This window comes from Rhizobacter sp. P2_H2 (assembly GCF_056403375.1).
In genome coordinates this window covers 38,788-65,057 of record NZ_JBFUFP010000002.1, presented here as the reverse complement: position 1 = coordinate 65,057, position 26,270 = coordinate 38,788, and the positions used below count along the sequence as shown (strand labels likewise).

The following is a 26,270-nucleotide window of genomic DNA, read 5'->3' as shown; positions in this document are numbered from 1 at the left end:
AAGCTGTCGAACGCCAGCGCGAGCGGCGCGGCGGCCGCCACCACCGCCCAGCGCGCCGGCCGCTGGCCGGCGTAGCCCAGCACGGCCCGCAGGTCGTACAGCGGCAGCAGCCCGCCGCGAAAGCCGATCACGCCGAGCAGCTCCGGCAGCGGGCTCGGCAGCGGCGTGACCGCGTCCAGCAGCAGCACGCTGGCGACGTCGGCCAGGCGCAGCGCATGCGGGTCGGCATCGACCTGGATCGCGAGGAAGTCGTCCGGCGGCTCGGCATCGGCGCGCAGCGGCTCGGCGAACGAGGCGTCGAAGGCCTGCCGCAGCTGCTCGGCGGTGCTGGTGGCGACGGACCTCATGGCCAGGCTCCGCAGGCGTGCAACTGGGTGCGGCACAGCGCGAGCAGCGCATTGCGGTCGAAGCCGCCGCCGAACAGGTGCAGGCGCGACGCCGCCTCGCGCTGCAGCAGCGCGAGCGCCTGGGCGAGTTCGCGCCGCGCCGCGCGCATGTCGCCGCGACGGCGCGCCAGCAGGCCCAGGTGCAGGCGCGGCATCGCGAAGTCCGGGTCCAGCCAGGCCGCCAGCCGGTGGCATTCGGCGGCACCGGCCGGGTCACCGACCCCTTCGCGGCACTGCGCGAGCACGTAGTGCGCTCCGGCGTTCGCCGGGTCGGTGGCCAGCAGCGCGCGGCCGGCCGCCTCGGCCTCGGCGAAGCGGCCGACGTGGGTCAGCAGCACCGCCTGCAGCAGCTGCGATTCGGGGTCCGGCGCGGCCGCCGGCGGCAGGGCCTGCAGCACGTCGAGGGCCTGCGTGAAGCGCTCCGCCGCGAACAGCTCGAGCGCCTGCACCAGCGGCCGCGCGCCCGGCACATCGCCGGGGTCGGCCCGGGGCGGCGGTGTACCCGGCACGGTCAGCTGACGGATGCGCTCGGAGGAATGGTCGATCGCCTGCACCCATTCGGTGGCGGCGGCAGGCGCGCGTGGCGCCGCGGCGGCCGGCAGCGTGCCCGGCTTGCGCTGGTAGTAGAACGTGTCGTGCGTGTGGCGCAGGTCGAAGTCATCCGACAGCCGGCGCAGTGTCTCGGCGTGGCCGAGGAACAGGTGGCCGCCCGGCACCAGCGCCCGCGCGAAGCGCGCCACCACGGCCCGCGCGTCGTCGGGCGTGAGGTACATCAGCACGTTGCGGCAGAACACCACGTCGTACGAACCGGGTTGCCAGAACGCGGGGTCGTCCGCGCACAGGTTGCGCGGCTCGAAACGGACCGCGCCGCGGGCCTCGGCATCGAGCACGAAGTCGGCCCCGTCGCGCTGGAACCAGCGCTCGCGCAGCGGCTGCGGGGTCTCGCGCAGCGACCATTCCGAATAGCGCGCGCGGCGGGCCCGCTCGATCATCTCGGGGTTGAGGTCGAGGCCGAGCACGGCCAGCGTGCAGGACGCTGCGGGCAGCGCCTCCCGCAGCAGCATGGCGATCGAGTACGCCTCTTCGCCGGACGCGCAGCCCGCCGACAGGACGCGCAGGCAGCGCCCGCCGTCCGCGCCGCGCGGCACGCCGGGCAGCACCTGGTCGCGCAACGCACGCAGCTGGTCGAGGTGGCGGAAGAAGTAGGTTTCCGGCACCGTCAGCTCCTGCACCAGCGCGCTGAAGCGATCGTCGGCGGCCGGGTTGTCCGACGGCGTGGCGAGCTCGGCCAGGTAGTGCTCGCAGCCGATGCCGGCCGTGTCGAGCTGGCGCTGCAGCACGCCGTCCAGCCAGCCCAGCCGGTCGGTCTCGAACTGCAGGCCGAAGCGCCGTGCCACCAAGGCCTGGAAGCGCTCGGTGCGAACCGTCATGCCAGCACCTCGTCGGACAGCAGCCGCGCGTTGTCCAGCACCAGCAGCAGCTCGGCGTCCAGCCGGCCGATGCAGGCGACGGCGTCACGGCCGGCCTCGTCGAGCAAGGGCGGCAGCGGGTGCTGTGCATCGATCGGCACGGCGCGCACGCCGAGCACCTCGTCGACCGCCAGCACGACACGGCGCTCGCCGGTGCGCAGCACGACGAAGCGGCGCGGCGCACTCACCGCGTCGATGCCATCGAGCAGGCGCGCGGCGTCGATCACCGGCAACGCCAGACCGCGCACCAGGGCCAGGCCGCGCATGAAGAAGGGGGCACCGGCCACCGCCTCGACCGGCAGCGGGCGCAGGGTTTCGACCACCTCGCTCAGCGCAAGGGCGCATCGCCATGTCCGCACGCGGCAGATCAGCGACAGTTCGGCGTGGCGATCGTCCACCGGGCTTCCGCTGGCAGGCTCAGGCCCGCCGACGCCATGACACGCACCCGGTGACGACGAACGCGCGCACAAGCGGCTCGGTCATCGTCGTCAGCTCCCTGACAGTCCGTTTCGGGACTCTGCGAAGTTGTCTCTTCGTTTGACGGGAATGTTATAGCGCGTATTCGAAGACGCCGGGGGGCAATTTCCCCCAGTGCCAGCAGGCAGCGCCTGGTGGTCAGGCGCGCGTCGTCGCGAGCCGCCGCTCCATGACATACGCCACGCGCGACAAGCCGAAGCACAGCACGAAGTAGGTGACGGCCAGCGTCGCATACACCTGCACCGGCTTCGTGAACACCTGCGTGTTGATCTGCGTCGTGATGAACGCGACCTCGGTCAACCCGATGATGTAGCCGAGCGAGGTCTCCTTGATCGTCGAGACGAACTGGTTCACCAGCGACGGCAGCATGTGGCGCAGCGCCTGCGGCAGGATCACGTAGCGCAGCGCGCCGAAGCGGCCGAAGCCGAGCGAGCGTGCCGCGTGCATCTGGCCGTCCGGGATGCCGCGCACGCCGGCGCGCACGATCTCGGCGATGTAGACGCCGTCGAACACCACCAGCGCGATCAACATCGTCGTGAACTGGTCGGTCTTGTGGCCGGTGACGCTGGGCAGGAAGAAGTAGGCCCAGAACACCACCATCAGCAGCGGGATGCCGCGCACCGCGAACACCAGCGCGGTGACCGGCCAGCGCAGCGCGCGGTGCTCGCTGATGCGGGCCAGCCCCAGCAGCAGCCCGAGCGGGAACGCCAGCACCAGGCCGAGCGCGGCCAGCAGCACCGTCAGTGCGAGCCCGCCCAGCGGCCCGTTCGGGTACTGGCCGATCAGGAAGTAGAGCCAGTAGGTCTGGATCAGCTCGATCATCGCGCGCTCATCTGTGGCATCACCTGGAGCGCACCGGCCAGCGGTGCTGGTACCAGCTCGCGAGGCCGGTGATGGTGAGCGAGATCGTCAGGTAGGCCGCGGTCGCGAACGCGAAGGCCTCGACGCTGCGGAAGGTCGCCGATTCGACCTGCGCCGCGCGGTACATCATCTCGGCGACGCCGATCACGGTGGCGATGCTGGTGTTCTTCCACAGGTTCAGCGTCTGCGAGATCAGCGGCGGCACCGTGATGCGCACCGCCTGCGGCAGGATCACCAGCTGCATCGACTGCAGGAAGCCCAGCCCGAGCGCGCGGCTCGCCTCCATCTGCCCCGGCGGCACCGCACGGATGCCGCTGCGGATGTCCTCGGCCATGTAGGCGGCGGTGTAGAGCGTGAGCGCCGCCACCGCGCTGATCGCCYCGATGTTGGTGGCGTACAGGCGCTGCTTCAGCGCCTCGGGCAGCATCTCGGGTGCACCGAAGTACCAGAACAGCATGTGCGCGAGCAGCGGCACGTTGCGGATCGCTTCGACGTACGACACCCCGATGGCGCGCAGCACCCGCGACGGCGACAGCCGCAGCATCGCGACCGTGGTGGCCAGCGGCACCGCCAGCACCAGCGTGACGGCGGTCAGCTGCAGCGACAGCACGAAGCCGGCCACCAGCGCATCGTGGTACTGGCCGGACAGCAGCAGGGAGAAGTCGAAGGAAGGCACGGCGAAGGAAAGTACGGCGAAGACTGCGGAAAAGTCGGCCCAACAACAAAGTGCCTCGCCCCCGTGAGAGGGCGAGGCACCGATTCAGGTTTCAGCCGAGCTTAACCGTCGATCTTGTCGGAAACAAACTTGAAGTCCCGCGACTGGAACTTCAGGCGCGTGTTCGGCCCGTACCACTTCTGGAACAGCTTGTCGGCCTCGCCCGATTTCTCCAGGTCGCGCAGCACGCCGTCGACGACGCCCTTCACGCCGGCCTCGCCCTTGCGGATGCCCAGCGCCAGTGCTTCGGTGCTGATGCTCTGCGGGATGATCAGGTAGTTCTTCGCGGCCGGGCCGAGCTTGCCGAAGTCGTCGATCAGCGAGGCTTCGTCATTGACGTAGCCGACGCCCTTGCCCTGCTGCAGTGCGAGGAAGGCCTGCTGCGTGGTCTCGAAGGTGACGACGTCGACGGTGGGCACCGCCTTGCGGATGTTCGGCTCCTGCGTGCCGCCCTTGACGGTCAGCACCTTCTTGCCGCCCAGCTGCGACAACTGCGAGATGCCGCTGTCCTTCTTCACCAGCACCTTCTGGCCGGTCACGAAGGTGGTCAGCGAGAAGTCGATCAGCGCCTCGCGTTCCTTGTTGTGCGTGAGCGAGGCGGCCAGCAGGTCGACGCGGCCTTGTTGCAGCTCGGGGATGCGCGCGGCGACGGCGAGCTGCTTGAACACCGGCTTCACGCCCAGCTTGGCAGCAATCGCGCGGCCGATGTCGACCTCGTAGCCGACCACGTCGCGGGTCTTCGGGTCGACGAAGCTGTTCGGTTCGTCGGTGCCGAGCACGCCGATGACGATCTCGCCCTTCTTCTGGATGTCGGCGAGCTGGTCGGCATGGGCGCCGACCGAGAACACCGCGGCGGCGGCCGCGACCAGCGTGGACAGGAACAGGCGTTTTTGCATGAGGGTTCTCTTCAGCATGTTGTTGGAATCAGGGTTCGCAGACTACCGAAGCCTGATCGATCCGCGAACGACTGAATCCGGATAAGCAAAGGCGTGTTGGTTGGATGCTCCGGCTCAGATGCGCGCCAGCGCCCCCTCCAGGTCGGCCCGCTGGTCGGCCAGGTCCTCGATGCCGACACTCAGCCGCACCAGCGCATCGCTGATGCCCAGCTGCGCGCGCTGCTCGGCCGGGATCGTCGCGTGGGTCATCAGCGCCGGGTGCTCGATCAGGCTCTCGACGCCGCCCAGGCTCTCGGCCAGCGAGAACACCTCGCAGGCCTCGAGGAAGCGGCGCGAGCCGGCCAGGTCGGTCTTCAGCGTGACCGACAGCATGCCGCCGAAGCCCTGCATCTGGCGCTTCGCGAGCGCATGCTGCGGGTGCGATTCGAGGCCCGGGTAGTGCACGCGCGCGACCTTCGGGTGGCGCTCCAGCCATTGCGCGAGGGCCGATGCGTTCTCGCCGTGCCGCTGCATGCGCAGCGCCAGGGTCTTGACGCCGCGCAGCGTCAGGAAGCTGTCGAACGGCCCGGCGATCGCGCCGACCGCGTTCTGCAGGAAGCCCAGGCGCTCCGCATGGCCGGCCGCTTCGGCGCGCTGCCCGACCACCGCGACGCCCCCGATGACGTCCGAATGCCCGTTCAGGTACTTGGTGCTCGAGTGCACGACCACGTCGAAGCCGTGCTCCAGCGGGCGCTGCACGTACGGGCTCGCGAAGGTGTTGTCCGCCGCCGCCAGCAGGCCGTGCTCATGCGCGATGCGGGCGATAGCCTCCAGGTCGGTCAGCTTCAGCATCGGGTTGCTCGGCGTCTCGACCCAGACCATCTTCGTCTCCGGCCGGATCGCGGCGCGCAGCGCCTGCGGATCGGACAGGTCGACGAAGCTGAACCGGTGGCCCGCGCTGCGCGTGCGCACCTTGTCGAACAGGCGGAAGGTGCCGCCGTACAGGTCGTCGCTCGCGATGATGTGCGCGCCGGCGTCCAGCAGCTCCAGCGTGGTCGAGATCGCGGCCAGCCCGGAGGCGAACGCGAACGCGCGCGTGCCGCCTTCGAGGTCGGCGACGCAGCGCTCCAGCGCCCAGCGCGTCGGGTTGTGCGAGCGCCCGTAGTCCAGGCCCTTGTGCACGCCGGGGCTCTGCTGCACGTAGGTCGAGGTCGCGTAGATCGGCGGCATGATCGCGCCGGTCGTCGGGTCGGGCGACTGGCCGGCGTGGATCACGCGGGTCGCGAACTGGTGGGTGTCCTTGGAGCTCATCGGCGTGCCTTGCGGAGGTGGTTCAGGAGATCGAAGCGGGTGATCAGGCCGTGGAATGTATCGCCGTCGGCGACGATCGCGACCAGGCCGCGGTCCAGCACCTGGCGCAGCGCGGCGATGCTCGAGCCGGGGCGCAGCGTCTCCAGCGCGGCGCTCATCGCCGAGCTGACGGTGTTGCCGTAGTGCGCCGGGTCGCCCTGCAGCTGCATCAGCACGTCGGACTCGTCGATCACGCCGGCGAGCCGGGTGCCGTCGAGCACCGGCAGCTGCGACACGTCGGCCAGGCGCATGCGCTGGAACGCGGTCAGCAGCGTGTCGTCGGGCGTCACGCTGACGACGCCGCCCTCGTCGGGCCGGCGCGCGACGATGTCGCGCAGGTCACCGTACTGCGTGCGGGCGAGCAGGCCCTCGTCGATCATCCAGCTGTCGTTGTAGACCTTCGACAGGTAGCGCGTGCCGGTGTCGCAGACGAAGGTCGCGACGCGCAGCGGCTTCGTCTGCGCACGGCAGAAGCGCAGCGCGGTGGCCAGCAGCGTGCCGGTGGATGAACCGCCCATCAGGCCTTCGGCGCGCAGCAGCTCGCGCGAGGTCGCGAAGCTCTCTTCGTCCGAAATGGAGTACGCGTGCTTGATGCCGGACAGGTCGGCGATCGGCGGGATGAAGTCTTCGCCGATGCCCTCCACGGCCCAGGAGCCGGCCGGGCCATGGGTGCCGGTCAGCACCTGGTCGGCGAGGATGGAACCCACCGGGTCGGCGAGCACGAATTCGAGCTTCGGCTGCGCGGTGCGGAAGTAGCGCGTCAGCCCGGTCAGCGTGCCCGACGAGCCGACGCCGACGACGATCGCGTCGAGGTCGTGGCCGCTCTGCTCCCACAGCTCGGGCCCGGTGCCGCGTTCATGGGCGAGGGGGTTGTTCGGGTTGTTGAACTGGTCGGCGAAGAACGAGCCGGGGATCTCCTTCGCGAGGCGCGCGGCATAGTCCTGGTAGTAGGCCGGGTGGCCCTTGCCGACGTCGGAGCGCGTCGTGTGCACTTCGGCGCCGAGCGCCTTCAGGTGCAGCACCTTCTCGGTCGACATCTTGTCGGGCACGACCAGCACGACGCGGTAGCCCTTGGCGCGCGCCACCAGCGCGAGGCCCAGGCCGGTGTTGCCGGCGGTCGCCTCGACGACGGTGCCGCCGGGTTGCAGCAGGCCGTCGCGCTCGGCGGCCTCGATCATCGAGACGCCGATGCGGTCCTTGATCGAGCCGCCGGGGTTCTGCGATTCGAGCTTCAGCAGCAGCGTGCACGGGCCGGTGTCGAGGCGCGTCACGCGCACCAGCGGCGTGTTGCCGATCAGGTCGAGCACGGCGGGGTGGGTCGTGGCGTTCATGGGTTTGTCTCCAGAATGAATGAAGACGCGCGCCTCGTGAGCACGCGCCTCGTAGCCCGGATGCTAATCCGGGGTGTGTGCACGAACCCGGATTGGCATCCGGGCTACCAGCGGGGTTATCGCCGGTTCGCGAGTTGCTTCACCACCGCGATGAAGCGATCCACTTCCTCGCAGGTGTTGTAGAACGCCAGCGACGGCCGCACCGTCGCTTCGAGCCCGAAGCGGCGCAGGATCGGCTGCGCGCAATGGTGGCCGGTGCGCACCGCGATGCCCTCGCGGTTCAGCGCCTGCCCGACCTGGTCGGTCGAGTACCCGTCGAGCACGAACGACAGCACGCTCGCCTTGTCTTGCGCGGTACCGACCAGCCGCACGCCGGGGATCGGCTGCAATGCGTGCGTCGCGTAGCCGAGCAGCGCGTGCTCGTACTGCGCGATCGCATCCAGCCCGAGCCGCTGCACATAGTCGATCGCCGCGCCCAGCCCGACCGCATCGGCGATGTTGCCGGTGCCGGCCTCGAAGCGCGTCGGTGCGCCGTGGTAGACCGTCTTCTCGAAGGTCACGTCGGCGATCATGTTGCCGCCGCCCTGCCACGGCGGCATGTCCTCCAGGATCTCCTGCTTGCCGTACAGCACGCCGATGCCGGTCGGGCCGAACAGCTTGTGGCCGGAGAACACGAAGAAGTCCGCATCGATCGCGCGCACGTCGACCCGCATGTGCGACACCGACTGCGCGCCGTCGACCAGCGCCTTCGCGCCGGCCGCGCGGGCGAGCGCGACGATCTCCTGCACCGGCACCACCGTGCCGAGCGCGTTCGATACCTGCGTCACCGACACCAGCTTCGTCTTCGGGCCGAGCAGCTTGCGGTACTCGTCGAGCTTCAGTTGCCCGCGGTCGTCGACCGGGATCACGCGCAGCACCGCGCCCTTCTCGGCCGCGAGCTGCTGCCACGGCACGATGTTGGCGTGGTGCTCCAGATGCGAGACGATGATCTCGTCGCCGGCGCCGATGTTCTTCGCGCCCCAGCTCTTGGCGACCAGGTTGATCGCCTCGGTGGTGCCGCGCACGAACACGATCTCGTCGACCGACGCGGCGCCGAGGAAGCGCTGCACCGTCTTGCGCGCACCTTCGTACGCATCGGTTGCGCGCGCGGCCAGCTCGTGCGCCGCGCGGTGGATGTTCGAGTTCTCGTGCTCGTAGAAGTGGCTGATGCGGTCGATCACCGATTGCGGCTTCTGCGTGGTGGCGGCGTTGTCGAACCAGACCAGCGGCCGGCCGTTGACGCGCTCCTGCAGGATCGGGAAGTCGCGCCGCACCGCGTTGACGTCGAAGGCCGGCTTCAGCGGCGCCGCATGGCTGGGCTCGCCCAGCGCGCGCTGCCCGGGATGGCGCGGCGTCTCGAGGAAGTAGAACGACGGCGAGGCCGGTGCCACACCGGCGGACGAGCTGCCGAAGCGGCCGTCCCAGGCCGGCGCCGCGGTGTAGCCCAGGTCGGGCACGCCGTTGCCGGCCGGCGCATGCGGCAGCGACGACGGCAGCTGCGCCGCCAACGCGGCCGGATGCTGCGGCGAGCTCGGCACCAGGTTGCCACCAGGAACGGCGGCGGTGAGCGGCTGCACGTTCGGTGTGGCCGGGCCGCTGCTGCCCGGCGGCGGCGTGAAGCCGGCCGGGTGCGCATTCGCCGGCACCGAGGGAGCGAATGACGGAGCCGCCGGTGCAGCCCCGGGCCAGTTCGCGAAGAGTTCCCCCGCCAGCTTCGCGATCGCTGCGGGGTCGAACGCGTCGATCGTGCTCATCACTTGTACGTGTCGGGATACTCGTGGAACTTGCCGATCTCGACATCCTCGAGCACGGCCAGCGCATCAGGCACCTGCACCGCGAGCGAGCAGTACAGCGAGATCAGGTACGACGAGATCGCGTTGCGGTTGATGCCCATGAAGCGCACCGACAGCCCCGGGCTCTGCTCGCCGGCGAGGCCCGGCTGGTACAGCCCGACGACGCCCTGGCGCTTCTCGCCGACGCGCAGCAGCAGGATCTTGCTCTTGCCGTCCGCCACCGGCACCTTGTCGGACGGGATCAGCGGGATGCCGCGCCAGGTGATGAACTGCGAGCCGAACAGGCTGACGGTCGGCGGCGGCACGCCGCGGCGGGTGCATTCGCGGCCGAACGCGGCGATGGCCAGCGGGTGCGTCAGGAAGAACGCCGGCTCCTTCCACACCTTGCTCAGCAACTCGTCCAGGTCGTCGGGCGTCGGCGCGCCGGTCAGCGGGAACACGCGCTGTTCGTCGGCGACGCTGGCGAGCAGCCCGTAGTCCGGGTTGTTGATCAGCTCGCTCTCCTGGCGCTCCTTGATGGTCTCGATCGTCAGGCGCAGCTGCTCCTTGATCTGGTCGTGCGGGCTGCTGTAGAGGTCGGAGATGCGGGTGTGCACGTCCAGCACGGTGCTGACCGCGTTCAGGAAGTACTCGCGCGGCTGCTCGTCGTAGTCGACGTAGGTGCTGGGCAGCTCGCCCTCGTCGCGCTGCGACGAGCAGGCCACCAGCACGTCCTGCGGGTTCTTGACCGTGTTCAGGCGGTAGATGCCGGCCTCGACCGGCACCCACTGCAACAGGTGCGTCAGCCAGCGCGGCGTCAGCGTCGCGAGGGTCGGTGCCGTCTTGGTCGCGTTGGCAAGTTGCCGGGCGGCGTTGTCGCCAAGGGCCAGCTGTTGCTGGGTGTCAGCCATGGAGGAACTCCTGAAACGAAAAACGAATGAAGTTATGCGGGGATCAGATAAGCGGGCGCAGTGTCGCCAGCGCCCGTGCGCCGATCAACCGGCTATCGCCATCAAAGGGTGACTCGCGTGTCATGTCATCAGGCGGGCGTCCCCAGTTCGAAGCGCGCGATCAGCGACGACAGGCTGATGCCCAGCGCCGCGGCGAGCTTGGCGGCGGTCTCGATCGACGGCATCACGGTGCCGCGCTCGATCTCGCCGAGGTAGGAGCGGTTCAGGTCGGCGCGGCCGGCGAGCTGCTCCTGCGACCAGCCGCGGTCCTCGCGGGTCACGCGCACGACCTGGCCGAAGCGTTGGCGCAAGGTATGGGTCATGGCCGGCGGTCCTGTCTTGTAGTCGCCTGTGTCACCTGGCTGCCCGGCGGCACGTCGTCGGTGACCCACACATTGCCGCCGATCGTCGAGCCGCGGCCGATCACGATGCGGCCCAGCAGCGTCGCGCCGGCGTAGATCACCACGTCGTCCTCCACCTGCGGGTGGCGTGCGAGACCCTTGCGGATCTTGCCGTCGTCGTCGGTCGGGAAGCGCTTCGCGCCCAGCGTCACCGCCTGGTAGACGCGCACCCGCTCGCCGATCACCGCGGTCTCGCCGATCACGACGCCGGTGCCGTGGTCGATGAAGAAGCCGGCGCCGATGGTCGCGCCCGGGTGGATGTCGATGCCGGTGCGGCCGTGCGCCAGCTCGGCGACGATGCGCGCCAGCAGCGGCACGCCCAGCTCGTACAGCCGGTGCGCGACGCGGTGGTGCACCATCGCGTCGATGCCGGGGTAGCACAGCAGCACCTCGTCGACGCTGCGTGCGGCCGGGTCGCCGTGGAAGGCGGCCAGCACGTCGCTGTCGAGCAGGCCGCGGATCGCGGGCAGCGACGCGGCGAAGCGGCGCACCAGGTCTTCGGCGTCGACCTCGTGCCGGCCGGCATGGCGCAGCTCGAGCTTCACCTGCGCGCACAGCGCATGCAGCAGCGTGTCGAGCGTGTGGCCGATGTACCAGTCCTCACTGTCCTGGCGCAGGTCGGGCGGGCCGAGCCGCATCGGGAACAGCACGCCGCGCAGCGATTCGACGATGCCTTGCAGCGCCTCGCGTGACGGCAGTTCGCGGCCGCCGGGTTCGCGCTGGCGCTGCTGCGACTCGCGCCAGCGGGTGCGGGCAGCGCGCAGGCCGGCGACGACCTCGGCCACGTCGAAGGCAGATGCCGACATGGTCAATCCTGGATCCACGGCAGGCCGTGGAAGCGCCAGCCGTCGGCGTGGCCGCGCTGGCCTTGCGCGTTCAGCTCGCCCTCGAAGCCTTCGCTGACGTTGAAGGCCTGCGCGAAGCCGGCCTTGGTCGCGGCCTCGGCCGCCGCCGCCGAGCGCTTGCCACTGCGGCACAGCAGCAGCACGACCGCCGGCTTGGCGACCTTGGCCTCCAGCTCGCGCACGAAGCGCGGGTTGCGCGTCAGGCTGGTGCCGGTGGCCCAGGGCACGTGCACGCTCTCGGYGACGTGGCCGACGAACTTGCGCTCTTCGGCGGTGCGCACGTCGACCAGCACGGCCTGGCCGCTGCGGGTCAGCGCCCAGGCATCGACCGGCGACAGGCTGCCGGCGAACGGCAGCTGGCCGTCACGGGCGCGCTGGCGGGCCTCTTCGAGCACGGTGGGACGGGGGAATTCTGCGAGCACGGCGGACATGGCGGTCTCCTTCAGCGATCAATGTCGAATGAAGGCTATCGCCACCAATTGCCGCGGCGAACGAAGAAAAGCGTGCTTCGATATTCGCCCGCCGCACAGCCGGCATGAGCACATCCGAAAAGCTTCGTTCGGATCGGCGGCGGCGCGCCGTACCGTGCAGGCCTTGCAGTCGCATCGACACCCGAGGAGGAGAACCATGACACACACCCGTCGCGCAGCCCGTCGTGCTTCCATCGTCCAGGCCCTGGCCATCGCGCTCGGCCTGTTCGCCACCGCGGGCTCGGCCGTTGCGCAAGCCCAGCCGGTGCGGATCGCGTACCAGACGGTCGTCGAGCCGGCCAAGGTCGCGCAGGCCGACGGCCTCTATGAGAAAGCCACCGGCCAGGCCATCGAATGGCGCAAGTTCGAGAGCGGTGCCGAAGTCATCACCGCCGTCGCGTCGGGTGACATCCAGATCGGCTACGTCGGCTCCAGCCCGCTGGCCGCTGCCGCGAGCCGGGAGCTGCCGATCGAGACCATCCTGGTCGCCGCCGAGATCGGCAGCGCCGAGGCGCTGGTCGTGCGCAACGGTTCGGGCATCGCGAAGCCGGCCGACCTGGTCGGCAAGAAGGTGGCGGTGCCGTTCGTGTCGACCACGCACTACAGCCTGCTGGCCGCGCTGAAGCACTGGGGCATCGATGCGAAGAAGGTCAACGTCATCAACCTGCGCCCGACCGAGATCACCGCGGCCTGGCAGCGCGGCGACATCGACGCCGCCTATGTGTGGGATCCGGCGCTCGGCAAGATCAAGGAGAGCGGCAAGCTGCTGACCAGCTCGGCCGACGTGGCGACCTGGGGTGCGCCGACCTTCGATGCGTGGATCGTGCGCCGTGACTTCGCGCAGAAGAACCCGGCGTTCGTCGCGCAGTTCGTGCGCATCACCGGCGAGGCGTATGCCGCCTACCGCAAGGATACGAAGGCCTTCGTCGCGAACCAGGCCAACGTCGACAAGATCGTCAAGCTGACCGGCGCCACCGCCGCCGACGTGCCCGAGCTGCTGGCCGGCTCGAAGTTCCCGACGCTCGCGGAGCAGGCCTCGCCGGCCTTGCTGGGCGGGGGCACCGTCAAGGCGCTGACCGACACCGCGAAGTTCCTGAAGGAGCAAGGCAAGGTCGACCAGGTGCTGGCCGACTACGGCAGCTATGTGAGCGTGAAGCACGTGCAGGCCGCGGCCAAGGCCTCGGGCCAGGCCGTCGCGACCGCACGCTGAACACGCACCAACGAGACACGAAGGAGTTCACGCCGTGGTCGAACTGCAGGCGGTCACTGTAGGGTACCGGGGTGCTGCAGGGTCGACCACGGCTGTGAACACCCCCGTGCTGGATGCCATCGACTGGCAGGTGCCGCAAGGCGCGCTGGCGGTGCTGCTGGGGCCCTCGGGCTGCGGCAAGTCCAGCTTGTTGAATGTCATCGCCGGGTTCGTGACACCCAGCGGCGGGCGGGTGTCGGTGTCGGGCCGCCCGATCACCGGGCCCGGCGCGGACCGCGGCGTCGTGTTCCAGGACGACGCGCTGTTGCCCTGGCTCGACGTGCTGAACAATGTCGCCCTGCCCTTGCGCCTGCGCGGTGGGGGCCGCGCGGCGCGCGAGGACAGGGCGCGCGGGTTCCTCGCGCTGGTCGGGCTGGAGGGCTTCGAGACGCGGCCGGTGTGGGAGCTGTCGGGCGGCATGCGCCAGCGCGTCGGTATCGCCCGCGCGCTGGCCGCCGACCCCGAGGTGCTGCTGATGGACGAGCCGTTCGGCGCCCTCGATGCGCTGACGCGCGAGCGCATGCAGGAGCTGCTGCTGAAGGTCTGGCAGGCCACCGGCAAGACCATCGTGCTGGTGACGCACGGCGTCGAGGAGGCGGTGTTCCTCGCGACCGACCTGGTGGTGCTGTCGCGCCGGCCGGCGCGCATCGTGCAGCAACGTGCGCTGGACTTCGGCCGCCGCCATGCGCAGGGCGAGGCGGCGCGGGCGATCAAGTCGCTGCCCGAGTTCGTCGCGGTGCGTGAGCAGGTGCTGGGCGCGGTGTTCGCGCAGGACGAAGCGGTGCACTGAGCCGAAGCGATGGATGCGATCTCTCCGATGACCGTGCGTGTGCTCACGCAGCCTGCCGCGCTCGACGAATCCGTCAGGCCGAAGGCTGGGCCCGAGGCTGCCGCGCCGCTGTGGTCGCGCCCCGTCGTGATCAGCCTGCTGAGCGTGCTGGTGCTGCTGGCCGTGTGGCAGGCGGTGACGGCGGCGCGCTGGATCGAGCCGCTGTTCCTGCCGCCGCCCGCCGCGGTGTGGGAGAAGTTCCTGCGCGTGGCAGGCGAGGGCTACATGGACGCCACGCTGTGGCAGCACGCCGGCGCGAGCCTGGCGCGCGTGGCGCTCGCGCTCGGCATCGCGGTGCTGACCGCCATCCCGCTCGGGCTGTGGATGGGCCTGTCGCCCACCGCGCGCGGCGTGTTCGATCCGCTGATCGAGTTCTACCGGCCGGTGCCGCCGCTTGCCTACCTGCCGCTGATCGTGATCTGGTTCGGCATCGGCGAGCTGTCGAAGGTGCTGCTGATCACGCTCGCGATCTTCGCGCCGCTGGTGATCGCGACCGCCACCGGTGTGCGCCAGGTCGACGAGACGCGCCGCCGCGCCGCGCAGGCCTTCGGCGCGACGCGCTGGCAGCTGCTGCGCCACGTGGTGCTGCCGAGCGCGCTGCCGGAGATCCTGACCGGGCTGCGCGTCGGGCTGGGGGTCGGCTGGTCGACGCTGGTCGCCGCCGAGCTGGTCGCCGCGACGCGCGGCCTCGGCTTCATGGTGCAGTCGGCCGCGCAGTTCCTGAACACCGACATCGTGCTGCTTGGCATCTTCACGATCGCGCTGATCGCGTTCGGGCTGGAGCTGGGGCTGCGTGCGCTGCAGCGGCGGCTGGTGCCGTGGCAGGGGCGGGGCTGATGGCGGCGCGGCTGCTGCCGCCGTCGGGCGGCGACACACTGTGGGCGAGCGGCATCGCGGCCTTCGAGAGCTTGTCGGCACCACTGAAGCGTATGCTCGACGGCCTGACGGCCGAGCATGACATGGTGAAGTCCTTTCCCGCGCACCGCTTCGCCCGCACGCCCGACGAGCGCGTGCGCTGGGACGAGGCGCGTGCGAAGAACCCGCCGGTGATCCACCCGGTGATCCGCACGCACCCGGTCAGCGGGCTGCGCGGCCTGTTCGTCAACGAGGGCTTCACGACCCGCATCGTCGAGCTGGCCGCGAAGGAGAGCGACGCGCTGCTGCGGCTGCTGTTCGAGCATGTCGCGAAGCCGGAGCACACGGTGCGCTGGCGCTGGAAGCTGCACGACCTGGCCTTCTGGGACAACCGCCTGACGCAGCACTGCGCCACCGCCGACTACCTGCCGCACCGCCGCGTGATGCACCGCGCGACGGTGCTGGGCGACAAACCCTTCTGATGCGCTGATGGTGCTCTCGCTGCAGCAGCATGTGCCGGTGATCGACCTCGCGTCGCCGGAGCCGGAGGTCGCGCGGCGGATCGGCGAGGCGTGCCGCGCGCATGGCTTCTTCTACGTCGTCGGCCATGGTGTCGACGAGGCGTTGATGGACCGGCTGGAAGACCTGAGCCGCCGCTTCTTCGCGCTCGACGAGCCGACCAAGCTGCAGTGGCGCATGGCGCTGGGTGGGCGGGCGTGGCGTGGCTACTTTCCGCTGGGCGGCGAGCTGACCTCGGGTCGGCCCGACTGGAAGGAAGGGCTGTACCTCGGCGCGGAGCTCGGCGACGACGATCCGCGCGTGCGGGCGCGCACGCCGGTGCATGGGCGCAACCTGTTTCCGGAGCACGCCACGCTGGCCGGCTTCCGCGAGACACTGCTCGCGACGATGGCGGCGCTGACCGGCCTCGGCCACCGCGTGATGCGTGCCATCGCGCAGAGCCTGGCGCTGCCGCCTGGCTACTTCGCCGAACGCTGCACGGCCGACCCGCTGATCCTGTTCCGCCTGTTCAACTACCCGACGCGCCCGGTGCCGGCCGGCACCGATGCGCAGTGGGGCGTCGGCGAGCACACCGACTACGGCCTGCTGACGCTGCTGCGCCAGGACGATGTCGGCGGCCTGCAGGTCAGGACGCGTGAAGGCTGGATCGAGGCGCCGCCGCTGCCGCACAGCTTCGTCTGCAACATCGGCGACATGCTGGACCGGATGACCGGCGGGCTGTACCGCTCGACGCCGCACCGCGTGCGCCTGAACACGTCGGGCCGCGACCGGCTGTCGTTCCCGTTCTTCTTCGATCCGGCCTTCGATGCGCGCGTGCAGCCCATCGAAGGCTTGCCGCAGGCCGACGACGACAGCGCGACGCGCTGGGACCGGGCCAACCCGCATGCGTTCGACGGGACGTATGGGGACTACCTGCTGGGGAAGGTGGGGAAGGTGTTTCCGCAGCTGAGGGATCAGGTGTTGTGACGCGGCGTGCGCGCCGTGTTCTTGCGCACGGCTGATTTTTTGGCGTCCTGCGCCGTCGTCGGTGCACTCAAGGCGTAGAGCTCGTGCAGTTTCATCGCCAGCATCTGCTTGTCCGGCAACTGCGTCTGGTATTGCGCCACCAGCGCCGGGGAGAGCGTGCGGCTCAGCGCGTACTCCACCACCTCGTGGTCCTTGCTGGTGCACAGCAACAGCCCGATGGCCGGATTCTCGTGAGGCTTTCTCACATCACGGTCCAGCGCCTCCAGATAGAAGTTCAGCTTGCCCAGGTGCTCAGGCTCGAAAGCGGTGACCTTCAGTTCGATGGCCACCAGGCAGTTCAGGCCGCGGTGGAAGAAGAGCAGGTCCAGCATGAAGTCCTGCCCGCCGACCTGCATCGGGTATTCGCTGCCGATGTAGCAGAAGTCCCGACCCAGCTCCGTCAGGAAACGGCCCAGGTTCATCAGCAGGCTGCGATGCAGTTCTGATTCGGAGTGCGGATCTGGCAGGGCCAGGAAGTCGAGCAGGTAGGTGTCCTTGAAGTGCTGTTCAGCTTGAGGCTGCAGCTGTCTCAACGCAGTTGAGGCTTTTGGCGGATGGAGCACGGTCCGCTCGAACAGACCGCTGTCGATTTGCCGCGCCACTTCGCGCACCTGCCACCCTTGCTGGGCGGCCATGCGCATGTAGAACTCACGTTCTTCCTCGCGCTTGGTGCGGCTGAGGATGTGCAGATGCGAGGACCACGAAATCTCTCTCAGCAATGTTGAGAGTTTCGAGTCTTGAGGGTAGGCCCGGAAGAACTGCCGCATGCGCTAGAGGTTCTGGGCCGAAAAACCATTTCGGCCCGGCTCACGTTGGGCGATGTAGGCGGCGAGTTTTTCGACAGTTCCCTTGGACCAGCCATCGGCTTCGATGCGTTGATGCAAGTACTGACCGATGCGCCAGTACAGCTCAATGACTTCGGCATTGACTGCCCGGGTGGCACGTCCACGTGCGCCTCGAATCAGCGTGACCACTTCACCGAAGGCTGCCTCGGAGGTCGTTGCCGGAGGACTGGAGACCGGCTCGATGGTTTCGCTCATCGGACTGCTCTACTCAACTTGAATTTCATCCCCTTCTCCCAGCTGGATCATGTTGCGACCGCGCAGTCTCGCGAAGCGCCCCAGAGCGCGTCAGGTGAAAGATGTCCGGGTCACATCCCCGAGATAGCGGGTTCTCGAAAAGCGATGGCCGCCGGGCAGGCCTATGCGCCCAGCCAATAAGCAAAACCACTTTCATTCGTTGGCGTTAGACCGACCGGTCCCTATCGTGGCGGCTCGTCGTCACCACCGGGCACCACCCCGCCCGATCCGCCATGAAGATCGTCAGCATTTCCGGCAGTCCCTCGCTCCGATCGCGTTCGGGTTGGCTGCTCCAGCTCGCGCAGACGCGCCTGGAAGGCACGGGTGACACCAGCAGCCTGATCGCGGTGCGCGAGCTGCCCGCCGCGCCGCTGCTGCACGCCGATTCACACAACGCATCGATCCGCGCGGCGCTCGACGAAGTGCGCGATGCCGACCTGCTGCTGGTCGCCACCCCCATCTACAAGGCCGCGTACAGCGGCCTGCTGAAGCTGTTCCTCGACCTGCTGCCCACCGACGGCCTGCGCGGCAAGACCGTGCTGCCGCTGGCCACCGGCGGCAGCCTCGCGCACCTGCTCGCGCTCGACTACGCGTTGAAGCCGGTGCTGTCCGCACTCGGCGCACGCGACATCCTCGACGGCGTGTTCGCCACCGATGCGCAGCTGGTGCCGCACGAATCCGGCGGCTACGTCCCCGATGACGCCCTGGTCGAACGCCTCGACCGCGCGCTGCAACCCTTGTCTCCTCGCCCGCTTGCCATGAACGCCGGGTGATTCGGCACCCCGGCGCCGCAAGGGGCCGGGGTGTCTTTTTCCTTCTGTCCGTCCACCCCTGGAAGTACCACCGTGAACCTGCGGATCGACTCGCTGTTCTCGACGCACCGCCGCCTCGGCCTTGCACTGACGCTGGCCCTGGGCCTCGTTGCCGGTCCGGCCCTCGCGCAGACCCGCACCGAGCTGCGCATCGGCTACCAGAAGTACGGCACGCTGACGATCCTGAAGGCGCGCGGCGACCTCGAGAAGCGCCTCGCGCCGCAGGGCGTCGACGTCAAGTGGACCGAGTTCCCGGCCGGCCCGCAGCTGCTCGAAGGCCTGAACGTCGGCTCGATCGATTTCGGCACCGTCGGCGAAGCGCCGCCGATCTTCGCGCAGGCGGCCGGTGCCGACCTGGTCTACGTCGCGAACCAGCCGCCCGCACCCGCCGGCGAGGCGATCGTCGTCGCGAAGGATTCGCCGATCCGCTCGGTCGCTGAACTGAAGGGCAGGAAGGTCGCGCTGAACAAGGGCTCCAACGTCCATTACCTGCTGGTCAAGGCGCTGGAAAAAGCCGGCGTCAAGTACAGCGAGATCCAGACCGTGTTCCTCGCGCCGGCCGATGCGCGCGCCGCCTTTGAGCGCGGCAGCGTCGACGCCTGGGTCATCTGGGATCCGTTCCTCGCCGCGGCCGAAAAGCAGCTCGGCGCGCGCGTGCTCGCCGACGGCAAGGGGCTGGTCTCGAACCACCAGTTCTACCTCGCGTCGCGGCCCTATGCCGACAAGCAGCCGCAGGTGATCCGCGCGATCGTCGAAGAACTCGCCAGGCTCGACCGCTGGGCCGAGGGCAACAGCCGCGAGGTGGCTGCCTTCCTCGCGCCGCAGATCGGGCTCGATGTCGGCGTTGCCGAGGTCGCCGCCGGCCGCTTCGCGTACGGCATCGTGCCGATCACGCCGAACGTGGCCGCGCAGCAGCAGAAGATCGCCGACGCGTTCTTCGAGCTGAAGCTGATCCCGAAGGCGATCCGCATCTCCGATGCGCTGCCGACGGCGCTGAAGACCGCGAGCGCGCCATGAGAGGCACGCGACGCGAGCTGCTGCAGGTGACGCTCGGCGCGGCCGCGGCGTCGCTGGCCGGGTTCGCGCGCGCCGCAGAATCGGCGCCCGCCCAGTTGCGCATCGGCTTCCAGAAGGCCGCCGTCAACCTCGTCGTGCTGAAGCAGCAGGCCGCGCTGGAAAAGCGTTTCCCGGCCAGCACCGTCAAGTGGATCGAGTTCCCGGCCGGGCCGCAGCTGCTGGAGGCGCTGGCCGTCGGCAGCCTCGAGTTCGGCCTCACCGGCGACACGCCGCCGGTGTTCGCGCAGGCCGCCGGCAAGGACCTGCGCTACGTCGGCGCCGAGCCGCCGAAGCCGCTGTCGTCGGCCCTCCTCGTGAAGCCCGATGCGCCGCTTGCGACGCTGGCCGACCTGAAGGGCCGCAAGGTCGCGCTGCAGAAGGGGTCGAGCGCCCACTACCTGCTGGTGCGCGCGGTCGACCGCGCCGGGCTGCAGTGGTCCGACATCCAGCCGGTGTACCTCGCACCGTCCGACGCGCGCGCCGCGTTCGAGCGCGGCAGCGTCGACGCCTGGGCGATCTGGGACCCCTACTACGCGGCCGTCGAGCTCGACCTGAAACCGCGCGTGCTGGCCAACGGCCGCGACCTGTCGAGCAACAACTCGTTCTACCTCGCGTCGCGCGCGCTCACCGAGCAGCACCCGCAGGCCGTGCTCACGCTGCTCGCCGAGCTGAGCCGCGCCGATGCGTGGGTGCAGGCCAACCGCAAGGAGGCGGCGCAGCTGATTTCCGACTTCAGCGGATTGAGCCTCGCGACCACCCATTTGTTCATCTCGCGCCGCCCGGTCTCGCCGGCGGCACCGCTGACGCCGGCGATCGTCGCCGACCAGCAGCGCGTGGCCGATGCGTTCGCGCGGCTCGGCCTTCTCCCGCAGGCGGTGCGCGTCGCCGACATCGTCTGGTCTCCCACTTCGAAGTCCCTATGAAGATCCTCTGGTTCATCCCCACGCACGGCGATTCGCGCTACCTCGGCACCAGCAAGGGCGCGCGCGCCGCGACCTTCGACTATTTCAAGCAGGTCGCGATCGCGGCCGACAGCCTGGGCTACGAAGGCGTGCTGCTGCCGACCGGCCGCTCCTGCGAAGACTCGTGGGTGCTGGCCGCGAGCTTGATCGACGCGACGCGGCGCCTGAAATTCCTGGTCGCGCTGCGGCCGGGGCTGGTGCAGCCGGTGCAGTCGGCGCGCATGGCCGCGACCTTCGACCGCCTGTCGGGCGGCCGCCTGCTGGTGAACCTGGTGACCGGCGGCGATGCCGAAGAGCTGGAGGGCGACGGCCTGTTCCTGCCGCATGCGCAGCGCTATGAACTCTCGCGCGAGTTCCTGACGATCTGGCGCGACGTGCTCGCGAAGAGCCACGACAACGAAGCCGTCAGCCACGACGGCGAGCACCTGCGCGTGAAGGGCGGCAAGGTGCTGTACCCGCCGATCAACAAGCCCTACCCGCCGATCTTCTTCGGCGGTTCGTCGGAAGAAGCGCACGAGCTCGCCGCGCAGCAGCTGGACACCTACCTCACCTGGGGCGAGCCGCCGGCGGCCGTCGCGACCAAGGTGGCCGACATCCGCCAGCGCGCCGCCAAGTACGGCCGCACGCTGGAGTTCGGCATCCGCCTGCACGTGATCGTGCGCGAGACCGAGGATGAAGCCTGGCGCGCCGCGGCCGAACTGGTCTCGCACCTCGACGAAGAGACCGTCGCGCGTGCGCAGCAGAAGTTCGCGCAGATGGATTCRGTCGGCCAGCGCCGCATGGCCGAACTGAACAAGGGCAGATTCAACCCGAAGAACGTGCGCGAAGGGCTGGAGGTGTCGCCGAACCTGTGGGCCGGCGTCGGCCTGGTGCGCGGCGGGGCCGGCACCGCGCTGGTGGGCGATCCGCAGCAGGTGGCCGACCGCATCCAGGAGTACGCCGCCCTCGGGCTGGAGTACTTCATCCTCAGCGGCTACCCGCACCTGGAAGAGGCGCACCGCTTCGCCGAGCTGGTGTTCCCGCTGCTGCCGGTGAACCTGCGCGAACGGCTGGCCGGCCAGGTGCTCACCGGCCCGTTCGGCGAGATTGTCGCCAACACCTACGTGCCCAAGGTTTCGCAGAGCTGATCACCATGCCCGACTTCCGCAGCGTCGACCACGTGCAGTTGCCCATTCCCCTCGGCGGCGCCGTGCGGGCCCGCGCGTTCTACGAGGACGCGCTCGGCCTGCGCGAGGTGCGCGACCCGGAGCTCGACCGCCCCGGCACGCTGCGCTTCTCGCTCGGCTGGCAGCGGCTGGACCTGACCGAGGGCCACTACACCGGCGTCGCGCCGCAGGCCCACCTGGCGCTGCGCGTCGGCGACCTCGACACGATCGTGTTCCGCCTGCAGCGCGCCGGCGTCCGCGTCGACGAGGCGCCGCTGTTCGATGCCAGCCGTGCCTATGTCGAAGACCCGTTCGGCAACCGCCTCGAGTTGATCGAGCCCCACCACCCCGATGCGGAGACGCAGCACCATGTCACGGACATCCGGATCGCGGTTTGAAGCGGCGCGCCGGCGCCTGCTGCCCTGGCTGCTGCCGGTCGCGGTGCTGCTCGCGTGGGAGCTGTCGTCGCGCAGCGGCTGGCTGTCCACGCGCGTGCTGCCGGAGCCGCTGGCCGTCGTGAAGGCGTTCTGGTCGCTGCTGCTGTCCGGCGAGATGGCGCAGCACGTGGCCACCAGCACCGGGCGTGCGCTGGCGGGTTTCGCGATCGGCGGCGGGCTGGGCCTGCTGCTGGGGCTCGCGACCGGCTCGTGGCGCGCGGCCGAGACGCTGCTCGACTCGACGCTGCAGATGGTGCGCAACATCCCGACGCTGGCGCTGATCCCGCTCGTGATCCTGTGGTTCGGCATCGAGGAGTCGGCCAAGCTGTTCCTGGTGTCGCTGGGCGTGTTCTTCCCGGTCTACATCAACACCTTCCACGGCATCCGCTCGGTCGACAAGGGCCTGATCGAGATGGCGCGCAGCTACGGCCTGTCGGGCTGGGCGCTGTACCGGCACGTGATCCTGCCGGGCGCGCTGCCGTCGATCCTGGTCGGCGTGCGTTTCTCGCTCGGCTTCATGTGGGTGATCCTGATCGTCGCCGAGACGATCTCGGCGCAGGCCGGCATCGGCTACATGACGATGAACGCGCGCGAGTTCCTGCAGACCGACGTGGTGCTGGTCGGCATCCTGTTGTATGCGCTGCTCGGCAAGCTGGCCGATGTGCTGGCCAAGGGGTTGGAGCGCTGGTGGCTGCGCTGGAACCCCGCCTACCAGGTGGCGAAATGATGTTCAAGAGGATGGCGATGTTGCCTTCGCAGATCGAGTTCCAGGGACTGGCGTTTTTGGGTGAGTCGGCGGGTGAGTCGGCCGGCGATGCCGTCCTGCGCGAGGCGGATGTCGCCGTGCCGCGCCGCAGCGCGCCGGCCGGCATCGGCATGGGGCTGCAGCTGGACGGCTTGTCGAAGCGCTTCGGCGAACGCGAGGTGCTGTCGGGCATCGACCTGCGCGTCGACCCGGGCGAGTTCGTCGCGATCGTCGGGCGCAGCGGCTGCGGCAAGAGCACGCTGCTGCGGCTGGTGGCCGGGCTGGAAGAGGCGAGCGCCGGCGCGCTGGCGCTCGACGGGGCACCGCTTGCGCAGCACAGGAGCGACCTGCGCTTCATGTTCCAGGACGCGCGGTTGCTGCCGTGGAAGCGGGTGATCGACAACATCGCGCTCGGGTTGGATGCGGCCGACGGACGCGAGCGCGCGCTGGAGGCGCTGGCGCAGGTCGGCCTGGCCGATCGCGCGAACGACTGGCCGGCGGTGCTGTCGGGCGGGCAGCGGCAGCGCGTCGCATTGGCCCGCGCGCTGGTGCACGCACCGCGGCTGCTGCTGCTTGACGAGCCGCTCGGCGCGCTCGACGCGCTGACGCGCATCGAGATGCAGTCGCTGATCGAATCGCTGTGGAAGCGGCACGGCTTCACCGCGCTGCTGGTGACGCACGATGTGTCCGAGGCGGTCGCGCTGGCCGACCGGGTGCTGCTGATCGAGGACCACCGCGTGACGCTGGACGAGCGCATCGCGCTGCCGCGGCCGCGCTCGCGCGGCAATGCGGCGTTCGCGGCGCTGGAGGAGCGGGTGCTGCAGCGGGTGTTGCAGGTTCCGGGACGCGATGAGCCCGAACGCGTGAACTTGTCCCCGGCATCTGAATGGCGCTGGGCTGTGTAGATTGGCCCACCCCGGCGGTGGCAGGCAACTCGCGGCACACTTGGCGCCCATGTCCGCCTCCGAACCCCTGCTGATCGCCTGCCTCTGCGCCGCCTGGTGCGGCACCTGCCGCGACTACGAACCGCTGTTCGACAGCGTGCGCGCCGAGCACCCCGACGCGCAGTTCGCCTGGGTCGACATCGAGGACAACGACGAGGTGCTGGGCCCGATCGACGTCGAGAACTTCCCGACGCTGCTGATCGCCCGCGGCGACCGGCCGCTGTTCTTCGGCACCGTGCTGCCGCATGTGCAGACGTTGTCGCGCCTGGTGCAGAGCGCCGCGGAAGGCAACCTGCCCGGCGTCCGCGAGATGGGCCTCGAAGGCATGCCGGCGCGGATCCGCGCCCTCCAGTCTCATGACGTTTGAATCAGAAAGCGCATAAGAACGGAAGTTTTGATTCGTTTCCCGCGCAAGGCCGGCTGCCTACCATTCGCATCCTCCCCGCGGCTTCGTGCCGCCCACCAGGACGATTTCATGACGACGGCCCGCTTCATTCACCACTCGCTGCTCTCCCTCGCGCTCGCCGCCACGGCGGGCGTCGCTCTCGCCAAGGACATCACGCTGCTCAACGTGTCCTACGACCCGACGCGCGAGCTCTACCAGGAATACAACACCGCCTTCAGCAAGTACTGGAAGGCCAAGACCGGCGACAACGTGACGATCAAGGCCTCGCACGGCGGCTCGGGCAAGCAGGCCCGCTCGGTGATCGACGGCATCGACGCCGACGTGGTCACGCTGGCCCTCGCCTACGACATCGACGAGATCGCCGAACGCGCCAAGCTGCTGCCCACCGGCTGGCAGAAGCGCCTGCAGCACAACAGCACGCCGTACAGCTCCACCTACATCTTCCTGGTGCGCAAGGGCAACCCGAAGGGCATCAAGAACTGGGATGACCTGATCAAGCCGGGCGTCTCGGTGATCACCGCGAACCCGAAGACCTCGGGCGGCGCGCGCTGGGGCTACCTGGCCGCCTACGGCTTCGAGCTGAAGCGCAACGGCGGCAACGACGCGAAGGCCCGCGAGTTCATCTCGAAGGTCTACAAGAACGTGCCGGTGCTCGATTCGGGCGCGCGCGGTGCCACCGTGACCTTCGCCGAGCGCGGCATCGGCGACGTGCTGCTGGCCTGGGAGAACGAGGCCTACCTGTCGCTGAAGGAGTTCGGCGCCGACAAGTTCGACGTCGTCTACCCGCCGATCAGCATCCTGGCCGAGCCGCCGGTGTCGGTGGTCGACAAGGTGGTCGACAAGCGCGGCACCCGCGAGGTCGCCCAGGCTTACCTCGAGTACCTCTACACGCCGGAAGGCCAGGAGATCGCGGCGCACAACTTCTACCGCCCGATCGACCCGAAGGTCGCCGCCAAGTACGAGAAGCAGTTCCCGAAGCTGAACCTGTTCACCATCGACGACGTGTTCGGCGGCTGGACCAAGGCCCAGAAGAYGCATTTCGCCGACGGCGGTGTCTTCGACCAGATCTATTCGAAGTGATTTGAAGGAATAGAGCGCAAGTAAGCGCAGGCTTCAAGTGATCGCGGCGGGCGCTTCGGCGTCCCGCCGCGAACTCGCTTGTGCAAAAAACTCATAAGGATTCGCCGATTGAGTCGTTCGCTGTTGCGGTGTCCGTCCGTAACATCGCCGGTCCGATCTGCATGGGCTGCGTCGTTGGCGGCCGAAACACCATGTCCTCACGCCTGTCCCTCCTCCTGTCCTCGGTCGGTGCCGCCGCGCTGTTCGCCTTCGCGCCCGCCCACGCAGCCGGCCCGACGCTGCTGAACGTCAGCTACGACRTCGCCCGCGAGTTCTTCAAGGACATCAACCCGGCGTTCCAGAAGTCCTGGAAGGCCGCGACCGGCGAAGACGTGGCGATCAACCAGTCGCACGGCGGATCGAGCAAGCAGGCGCGTGCCGTGCTCGACGGGCTCGAGGCCGATGTGGTGACGATGAACCAGTCGAGCGACATCGACGTGCTGGCCACCCGCGGCAAGCTGCTGCCGGAAGACTGGGCCAGGCGCCTGCCGAACAATGCGGCGCCGACCACCTCGCTCACCGTGATCCTGGTGCGCAAGGGCAACCCGAAGGGCATCAAGGACTGGGGCGACTTGGCGAAGCCGGGCACCAGCGTCGTGATCCCGAACCCGAAGATCACCGGCAACGGCCGCTACAGCTACGTGGCCGCGTGGGGCTCGGTGATCAAGGCCGGCGGCACACCGGCCCAGGCCCGCGAGCTGGTGCAGAAGATCTTCGCCAACGTGCCGGTGTTCGACGGCGGCGGTCGCGCCGCGACGACGACCTTCGCGCAACGCAACATCGGCGATGCGCTCGCGACCTTCGAATCCGAAGTGAACCTGATCAAGTCGGAGTTCGGCGACAACTTCGAGGTGGTCTACCCGAAGTCGACGATCCTGGCCGAGAACCCGGTCGCGGTGGTCGAGAAGGTGGCCGACAAGAAGGGCACGCGCAAGCAGGCCGAGGCCTACCTCAAGTTCCTGTGGACCGACGAGGCGCAGGAGATCGCCGCCAAGCACCAGCTGCGCCCGCGCAGCGCGGCCATCCTCGCGAAGTACGCGACCGATTTCCCGAAGGTCAACACCTTCACGATCGATGAGGTCTTCGGCGGCTGGACCAAGGCGCAGAAGGAGCATTTCGACGACGGCGCGATCTACGACCAGATCCTCGCCGCCGCGAAGAAGTAAG

29 protein-coding genes and 1 pseudogene are annotated in these 26,270 nt (G+C 69.3%); 15 read left to right on the top strand and 15 right to left on the bottom strand.

All coding sequences use genetic code 11. The features are described from left to right. The 13 genes from AC1D15_RS00660 to AC1D15_RS00600 all read right to left on the bottom strand — a co-directional run. On the bottom strand, positions 1-347 hold a 347-nt coding region (locus tag AC1D15_RS00660), incomplete at its 3' end, for a chemotaxis protein CheW (protein WP_477824519.1). Further along, positions 344-1,816 (bottom strand): CheR family methyltransferase, encoded by a 1,473-nt coding sequence (locus AC1D15_RS00655; RefSeq protein ID WP_477824518.1) that lies wholly within the window; start codon positions 1,814-1,816, stop codon positions 344-346. The genes AC1D15_RS00655 and AC1D15_RS00660, both read right to left, overlap by 4 nt. Then, positions 1,813-2,253, bottom strand: coding sequence for a chemotaxis protein CheW (locus AC1D15_RS00650; protein WP_047503904.1), 441 nt, complete (start codon positions 2,251-2,253; stop codon positions 1,813-1,815). Before AC1D15_RS00650 ends, AC1D15_RS00655 begins: the two co-directional genes overlap by 4 nt. A 217-nt stretch (positions 2,254-2,470) precedes the next feature. Beyond that, on the bottom strand, positions 2,471-3,154 hold the full coding sequence (locus AC1D15_RS00645; RefSeq protein ID WP_465110150.1) for an amino acid ABC transporter permease: 684 nt from the start codon (positions 3,152-3,154) through the stop codon (positions 2,471-2,473). Positions 3,155-3,173: 19 nt separating this feature from the next. Then, on the bottom strand, positions 3,174-3,869 hold the full coding sequence (locus AC1D15_RS00640) for an amino acid ABC transporter permease (protein WP_477824517.1): 696 nt from the start codon (positions 3,867-3,869) through the stop codon (positions 3,174-3,176). Positions 3,870-3,970: 101 nt separating this feature from the next. Next, positions 3,971-4,804: an ABC transporter substrate-binding protein gene (locus AC1D15_RS00635; RefSeq protein ID WP_047503912.1), complete on the bottom strand. Its 834-nt coding sequence runs from the start codon at positions 4,802-4,804 to the stop codon at positions 3,971-3,973. Positions 4,805-4,918: 114 nt separating this feature from the next. Then, complete coding sequence (locus tag AC1D15_RS00630) at positions 4,919-6,094, bottom strand: trans-sulfuration enzyme family protein (protein ID WP_047503915.1); 1,176 nt, start codon at positions 6,092-6,094, stop codon at positions 4,919-4,921. Further along, positions 6,091-7,464, bottom strand: a complete 1,374-nt coding sequence (locus AC1D15_RS00625; RefSeq protein WP_477824516.1) for a pyridoxal-phosphate dependent enzyme — start codon at positions 7,462-7,464, stop codon at positions 6,091-6,093. The genes AC1D15_RS00630 and AC1D15_RS00625 overlap by 4 nt, the downstream gene beginning before the upstream one ends. A gap of 116 nt (positions 7,465-7,580) precedes the next feature. Continuing rightward, positions 7,581-9,257, bottom strand: a complete 1,677-nt coding sequence (locus AC1D15_RS00620) for a family 2A encapsulin nanocompartment cargo protein cysteine desulfurase (protein WP_477824515.1) — start codon at positions 9,255-9,257, stop codon at positions 7,581-7,583. Beyond that, positions 9,257-10,186 (bottom strand): family 2A encapsulin nanocompartment shell protein, encoded by a 930-nt coding sequence (locus tag AC1D15_RS00615; protein ID WP_047503923.1) that lies wholly within the window; start codon positions 10,184-10,186, stop codon positions 9,257-9,259. Before AC1D15_RS00615 ends, AC1D15_RS00620 begins: the two co-directional genes overlap by 1 nt. 128 nt (positions 10,187-10,314) lie before the next feature. Further along, the gene (locus tag AC1D15_RS00610) at positions 10,315-10,548 is read right to left on the bottom strand and encodes a helix-turn-helix domain-containing protein (RefSeq protein ID WP_047503926.1); all 234 of its coding nucleotides are present in this window, start codon (positions 10,546-10,548) and stop codon (positions 10,315-10,317) included. Next, complete coding sequence (epsC, locus tag AC1D15_RS00605) at positions 10,545-11,432, bottom strand: serine O-acetyltransferase EpsC (protein ID WP_465110156.1); 888 nt, start codon at positions 11,430-11,432, stop codon at positions 10,545-10,547. Before epsC ends, AC1D15_RS00610 begins: the two co-directional genes overlap by 4 nt. A 2-nt stretch (positions 11,433-11,434) precedes the next feature. Next, positions 11,435-11,902, bottom strand: coding sequence for a rhodanese-like domain-containing protein (locus tag AC1D15_RS00600; RefSeq protein ID WP_477824514.1), 468 nt, complete (start codon positions 11,900-11,902; stop codon positions 11,435-11,437). Between the two features lie 196 nt (positions 11,903-12,098). Between AC1D15_RS00600 and tauA the strand changes: the two genes are divergently transcribed. The 5 genes from tauA to AC1D15_RS00575 are packed head-to-tail and all read left to right on the top strand — an operon-like array spanning position 12,099 to position 16,359. Beyond that, complete coding sequence (gene tauA / locus AC1D15_RS00595) at positions 12,099-13,151, top strand: taurine ABC transporter substrate-binding protein (protein WP_477824513.1); 1,053 nt, start codon at positions 12,099-12,101, stop codon at positions 13,149-13,151. A 34-nt stretch (positions 13,152-13,185) separates the two neighbouring features. After that, positions 13,186-13,980, top strand: a complete 795-nt coding sequence (tauB, locus tag AC1D15_RS00590; RefSeq protein ID WP_477824512.1) for a taurine ABC transporter ATP-binding subunit — start codon at positions 13,186-13,188, stop codon at positions 13,978-13,980. Positions 13,981-13,989: 9 nt separating this feature from the next. Then, a complete protein-coding gene (tauC, locus tag AC1D15_RS00585) occupies positions 13,990-14,856 on the top strand; it encodes a taurine ABC transporter permease TauC (RefSeq protein ID WP_477824511.1) in 867 nt (288 codons plus the stop codon). After that, complete coding sequence (locus tag AC1D15_RS00580; RefSeq protein ID WP_477824510.1) at positions 14,838-15,356, top strand: TauD/TfdA family dioxygenase; 519 nt, start codon at positions 14,838-14,840, stop codon at positions 15,354-15,356. The genes tauC and AC1D15_RS00580 overlap by 19 nt, the downstream gene beginning before the upstream one ends. A gap of 7 nt (positions 15,357-15,363) precedes the next feature. Next, a complete protein-coding gene (locus tag AC1D15_RS00575) occupies positions 15,364-16,359 on the top strand; it encodes an isopenicillin N synthase family dioxygenase (RefSeq protein ID WP_477824509.1) in 996 nt (331 codons plus the stop codon). On the opposite strand, the gene AC1D15_RS00570 is transcribed toward AC1D15_RS00575, so the two are convergent. Together AC1D15_RS00570 and AC1D15_RS00565 are read right to left on the bottom strand one after the other, a co-directional pair. Then, a complete protein-coding gene (locus AC1D15_RS00570; protein WP_477824521.1) occupies positions 16,347-16,961 on the bottom strand; it encodes a PDDEXK nuclease domain-containing protein in 615 nt (204 codons plus the stop codon). The genes AC1D15_RS00575 and AC1D15_RS00570 overlap by 13 nt on opposite strands. Before the next feature lie 15 nt (positions 16,962-16,976). Further along, positions 16,977-17,438: pseudogene (locus AC1D15_RS00565) on the bottom strand (DUF1016 N-terminal domain-containing protein); the annotation flags it as partial. A 272-nt stretch (positions 17,439-17,710) separates the two neighbouring features. On the opposite strand from AC1D15_RS00565, the gene ssuE reads away from it, so the two are divergent. From ssuE to AC1D15_RS00515, 10 genes are all read left to right on the top strand, one after another. Continuing rightward, complete coding sequence (ssuE, locus tag AC1D15_RS00560) at positions 17,711-18,250, top strand: NADPH-dependent FMN reductase (RefSeq protein WP_477824508.1); 540 nt, start codon at positions 17,711-17,713, stop codon at positions 18,248-18,250. 72 nt (positions 18,251-18,322) lie between these two features. Continuing rightward, positions 18,323-19,306, top strand: a complete 984-nt coding sequence (locus tag AC1D15_RS00555; protein WP_477824507.1) for a sulfonate ABC transporter substrate-binding protein — start codon at positions 18,323-18,325, stop codon at positions 19,304-19,306. Next, positions 19,303-20,268 carry a sulfonate ABC transporter substrate-binding protein gene (locus AC1D15_RS00550; RefSeq protein WP_477824506.1) on the top strand — a complete coding sequence of 322 codons (966 nt, stop codon included), beginning with the start codon at positions 19,303-19,305 and terminating at the stop codon, positions 20,266-20,268. Before AC1D15_RS00555 ends, AC1D15_RS00550 begins: the two co-directional genes overlap by 4 nt. Then, positions 20,265-21,434: an FMNH2-dependent alkanesulfonate monooxygenase gene (gene ssuD / locus AC1D15_RS00545; protein WP_477824505.1), complete on the top strand. Its 1,170-nt coding sequence runs from the start codon at positions 20,265-20,267 to the stop codon at positions 21,432-21,434. Before AC1D15_RS00550 ends, ssuD begins: the two co-directional genes overlap by 4 nt. A 5-nt stretch (positions 21,435-21,439) precedes the next feature. Continuing rightward, complete coding sequence (locus AC1D15_RS00540; RefSeq protein ID WP_052204129.1) at positions 21,440-21,850, top strand: VOC family protein; 411 nt, start codon at positions 21,440-21,442, stop codon at positions 21,848-21,850. Beyond that, positions 21,822-22,616, top strand: a complete 795-nt coding sequence (gene ssuC / locus AC1D15_RS00535; RefSeq protein ID WP_047503953.1) for an aliphatic sulfonate ABC transporter permease SsuC — start codon at positions 21,822-21,824, stop codon at positions 22,614-22,616. The genes AC1D15_RS00540 and ssuC overlap by 29 nt, the downstream gene beginning before the upstream one ends. A 17-nt stretch (positions 22,617-22,633) precedes the next feature. After that, positions 22,634-23,539 (top strand): ATP-binding cassette domain-containing protein, encoded by a 906-nt coding sequence (locus AC1D15_RS00530; protein WP_477824504.1) that lies wholly within the window; start codon positions 22,634-22,636, stop codon positions 23,537-23,539. 49 nt (positions 23,540-23,588) lie between these two features. Further along, on the top strand, positions 23,589-23,945 hold the full coding sequence (locus AC1D15_RS00525) for a thioredoxin family protein (RefSeq protein WP_465110169.1): 357 nt from the start codon (positions 23,589-23,591) through the stop codon (positions 23,943-23,945). Positions 23,946-24,053: 108 nt separating this feature from the next. Continuing rightward, positions 24,054-25,064 (top strand): sulfate ABC transporter substrate-binding protein, encoded by a 1,011-nt coding sequence (locus AC1D15_RS00520; protein ID WP_477824503.1) that lies wholly within the window; start codon positions 24,054-24,056, stop codon positions 25,062-25,064. Positions 25,065-25,255: 191 nt separating this feature from the next. Then, positions 25,256-26,269 (top strand): sulfate ABC transporter substrate-binding protein, encoded by a 1,014-nt coding sequence (locus tag AC1D15_RS00515; protein ID WP_477824502.1) that lies wholly within the window; start codon positions 25,256-25,258, stop codon positions 26,267-26,269. The last annotated feature ends 1 nt before the right edge of the window (position 26,270 follow it).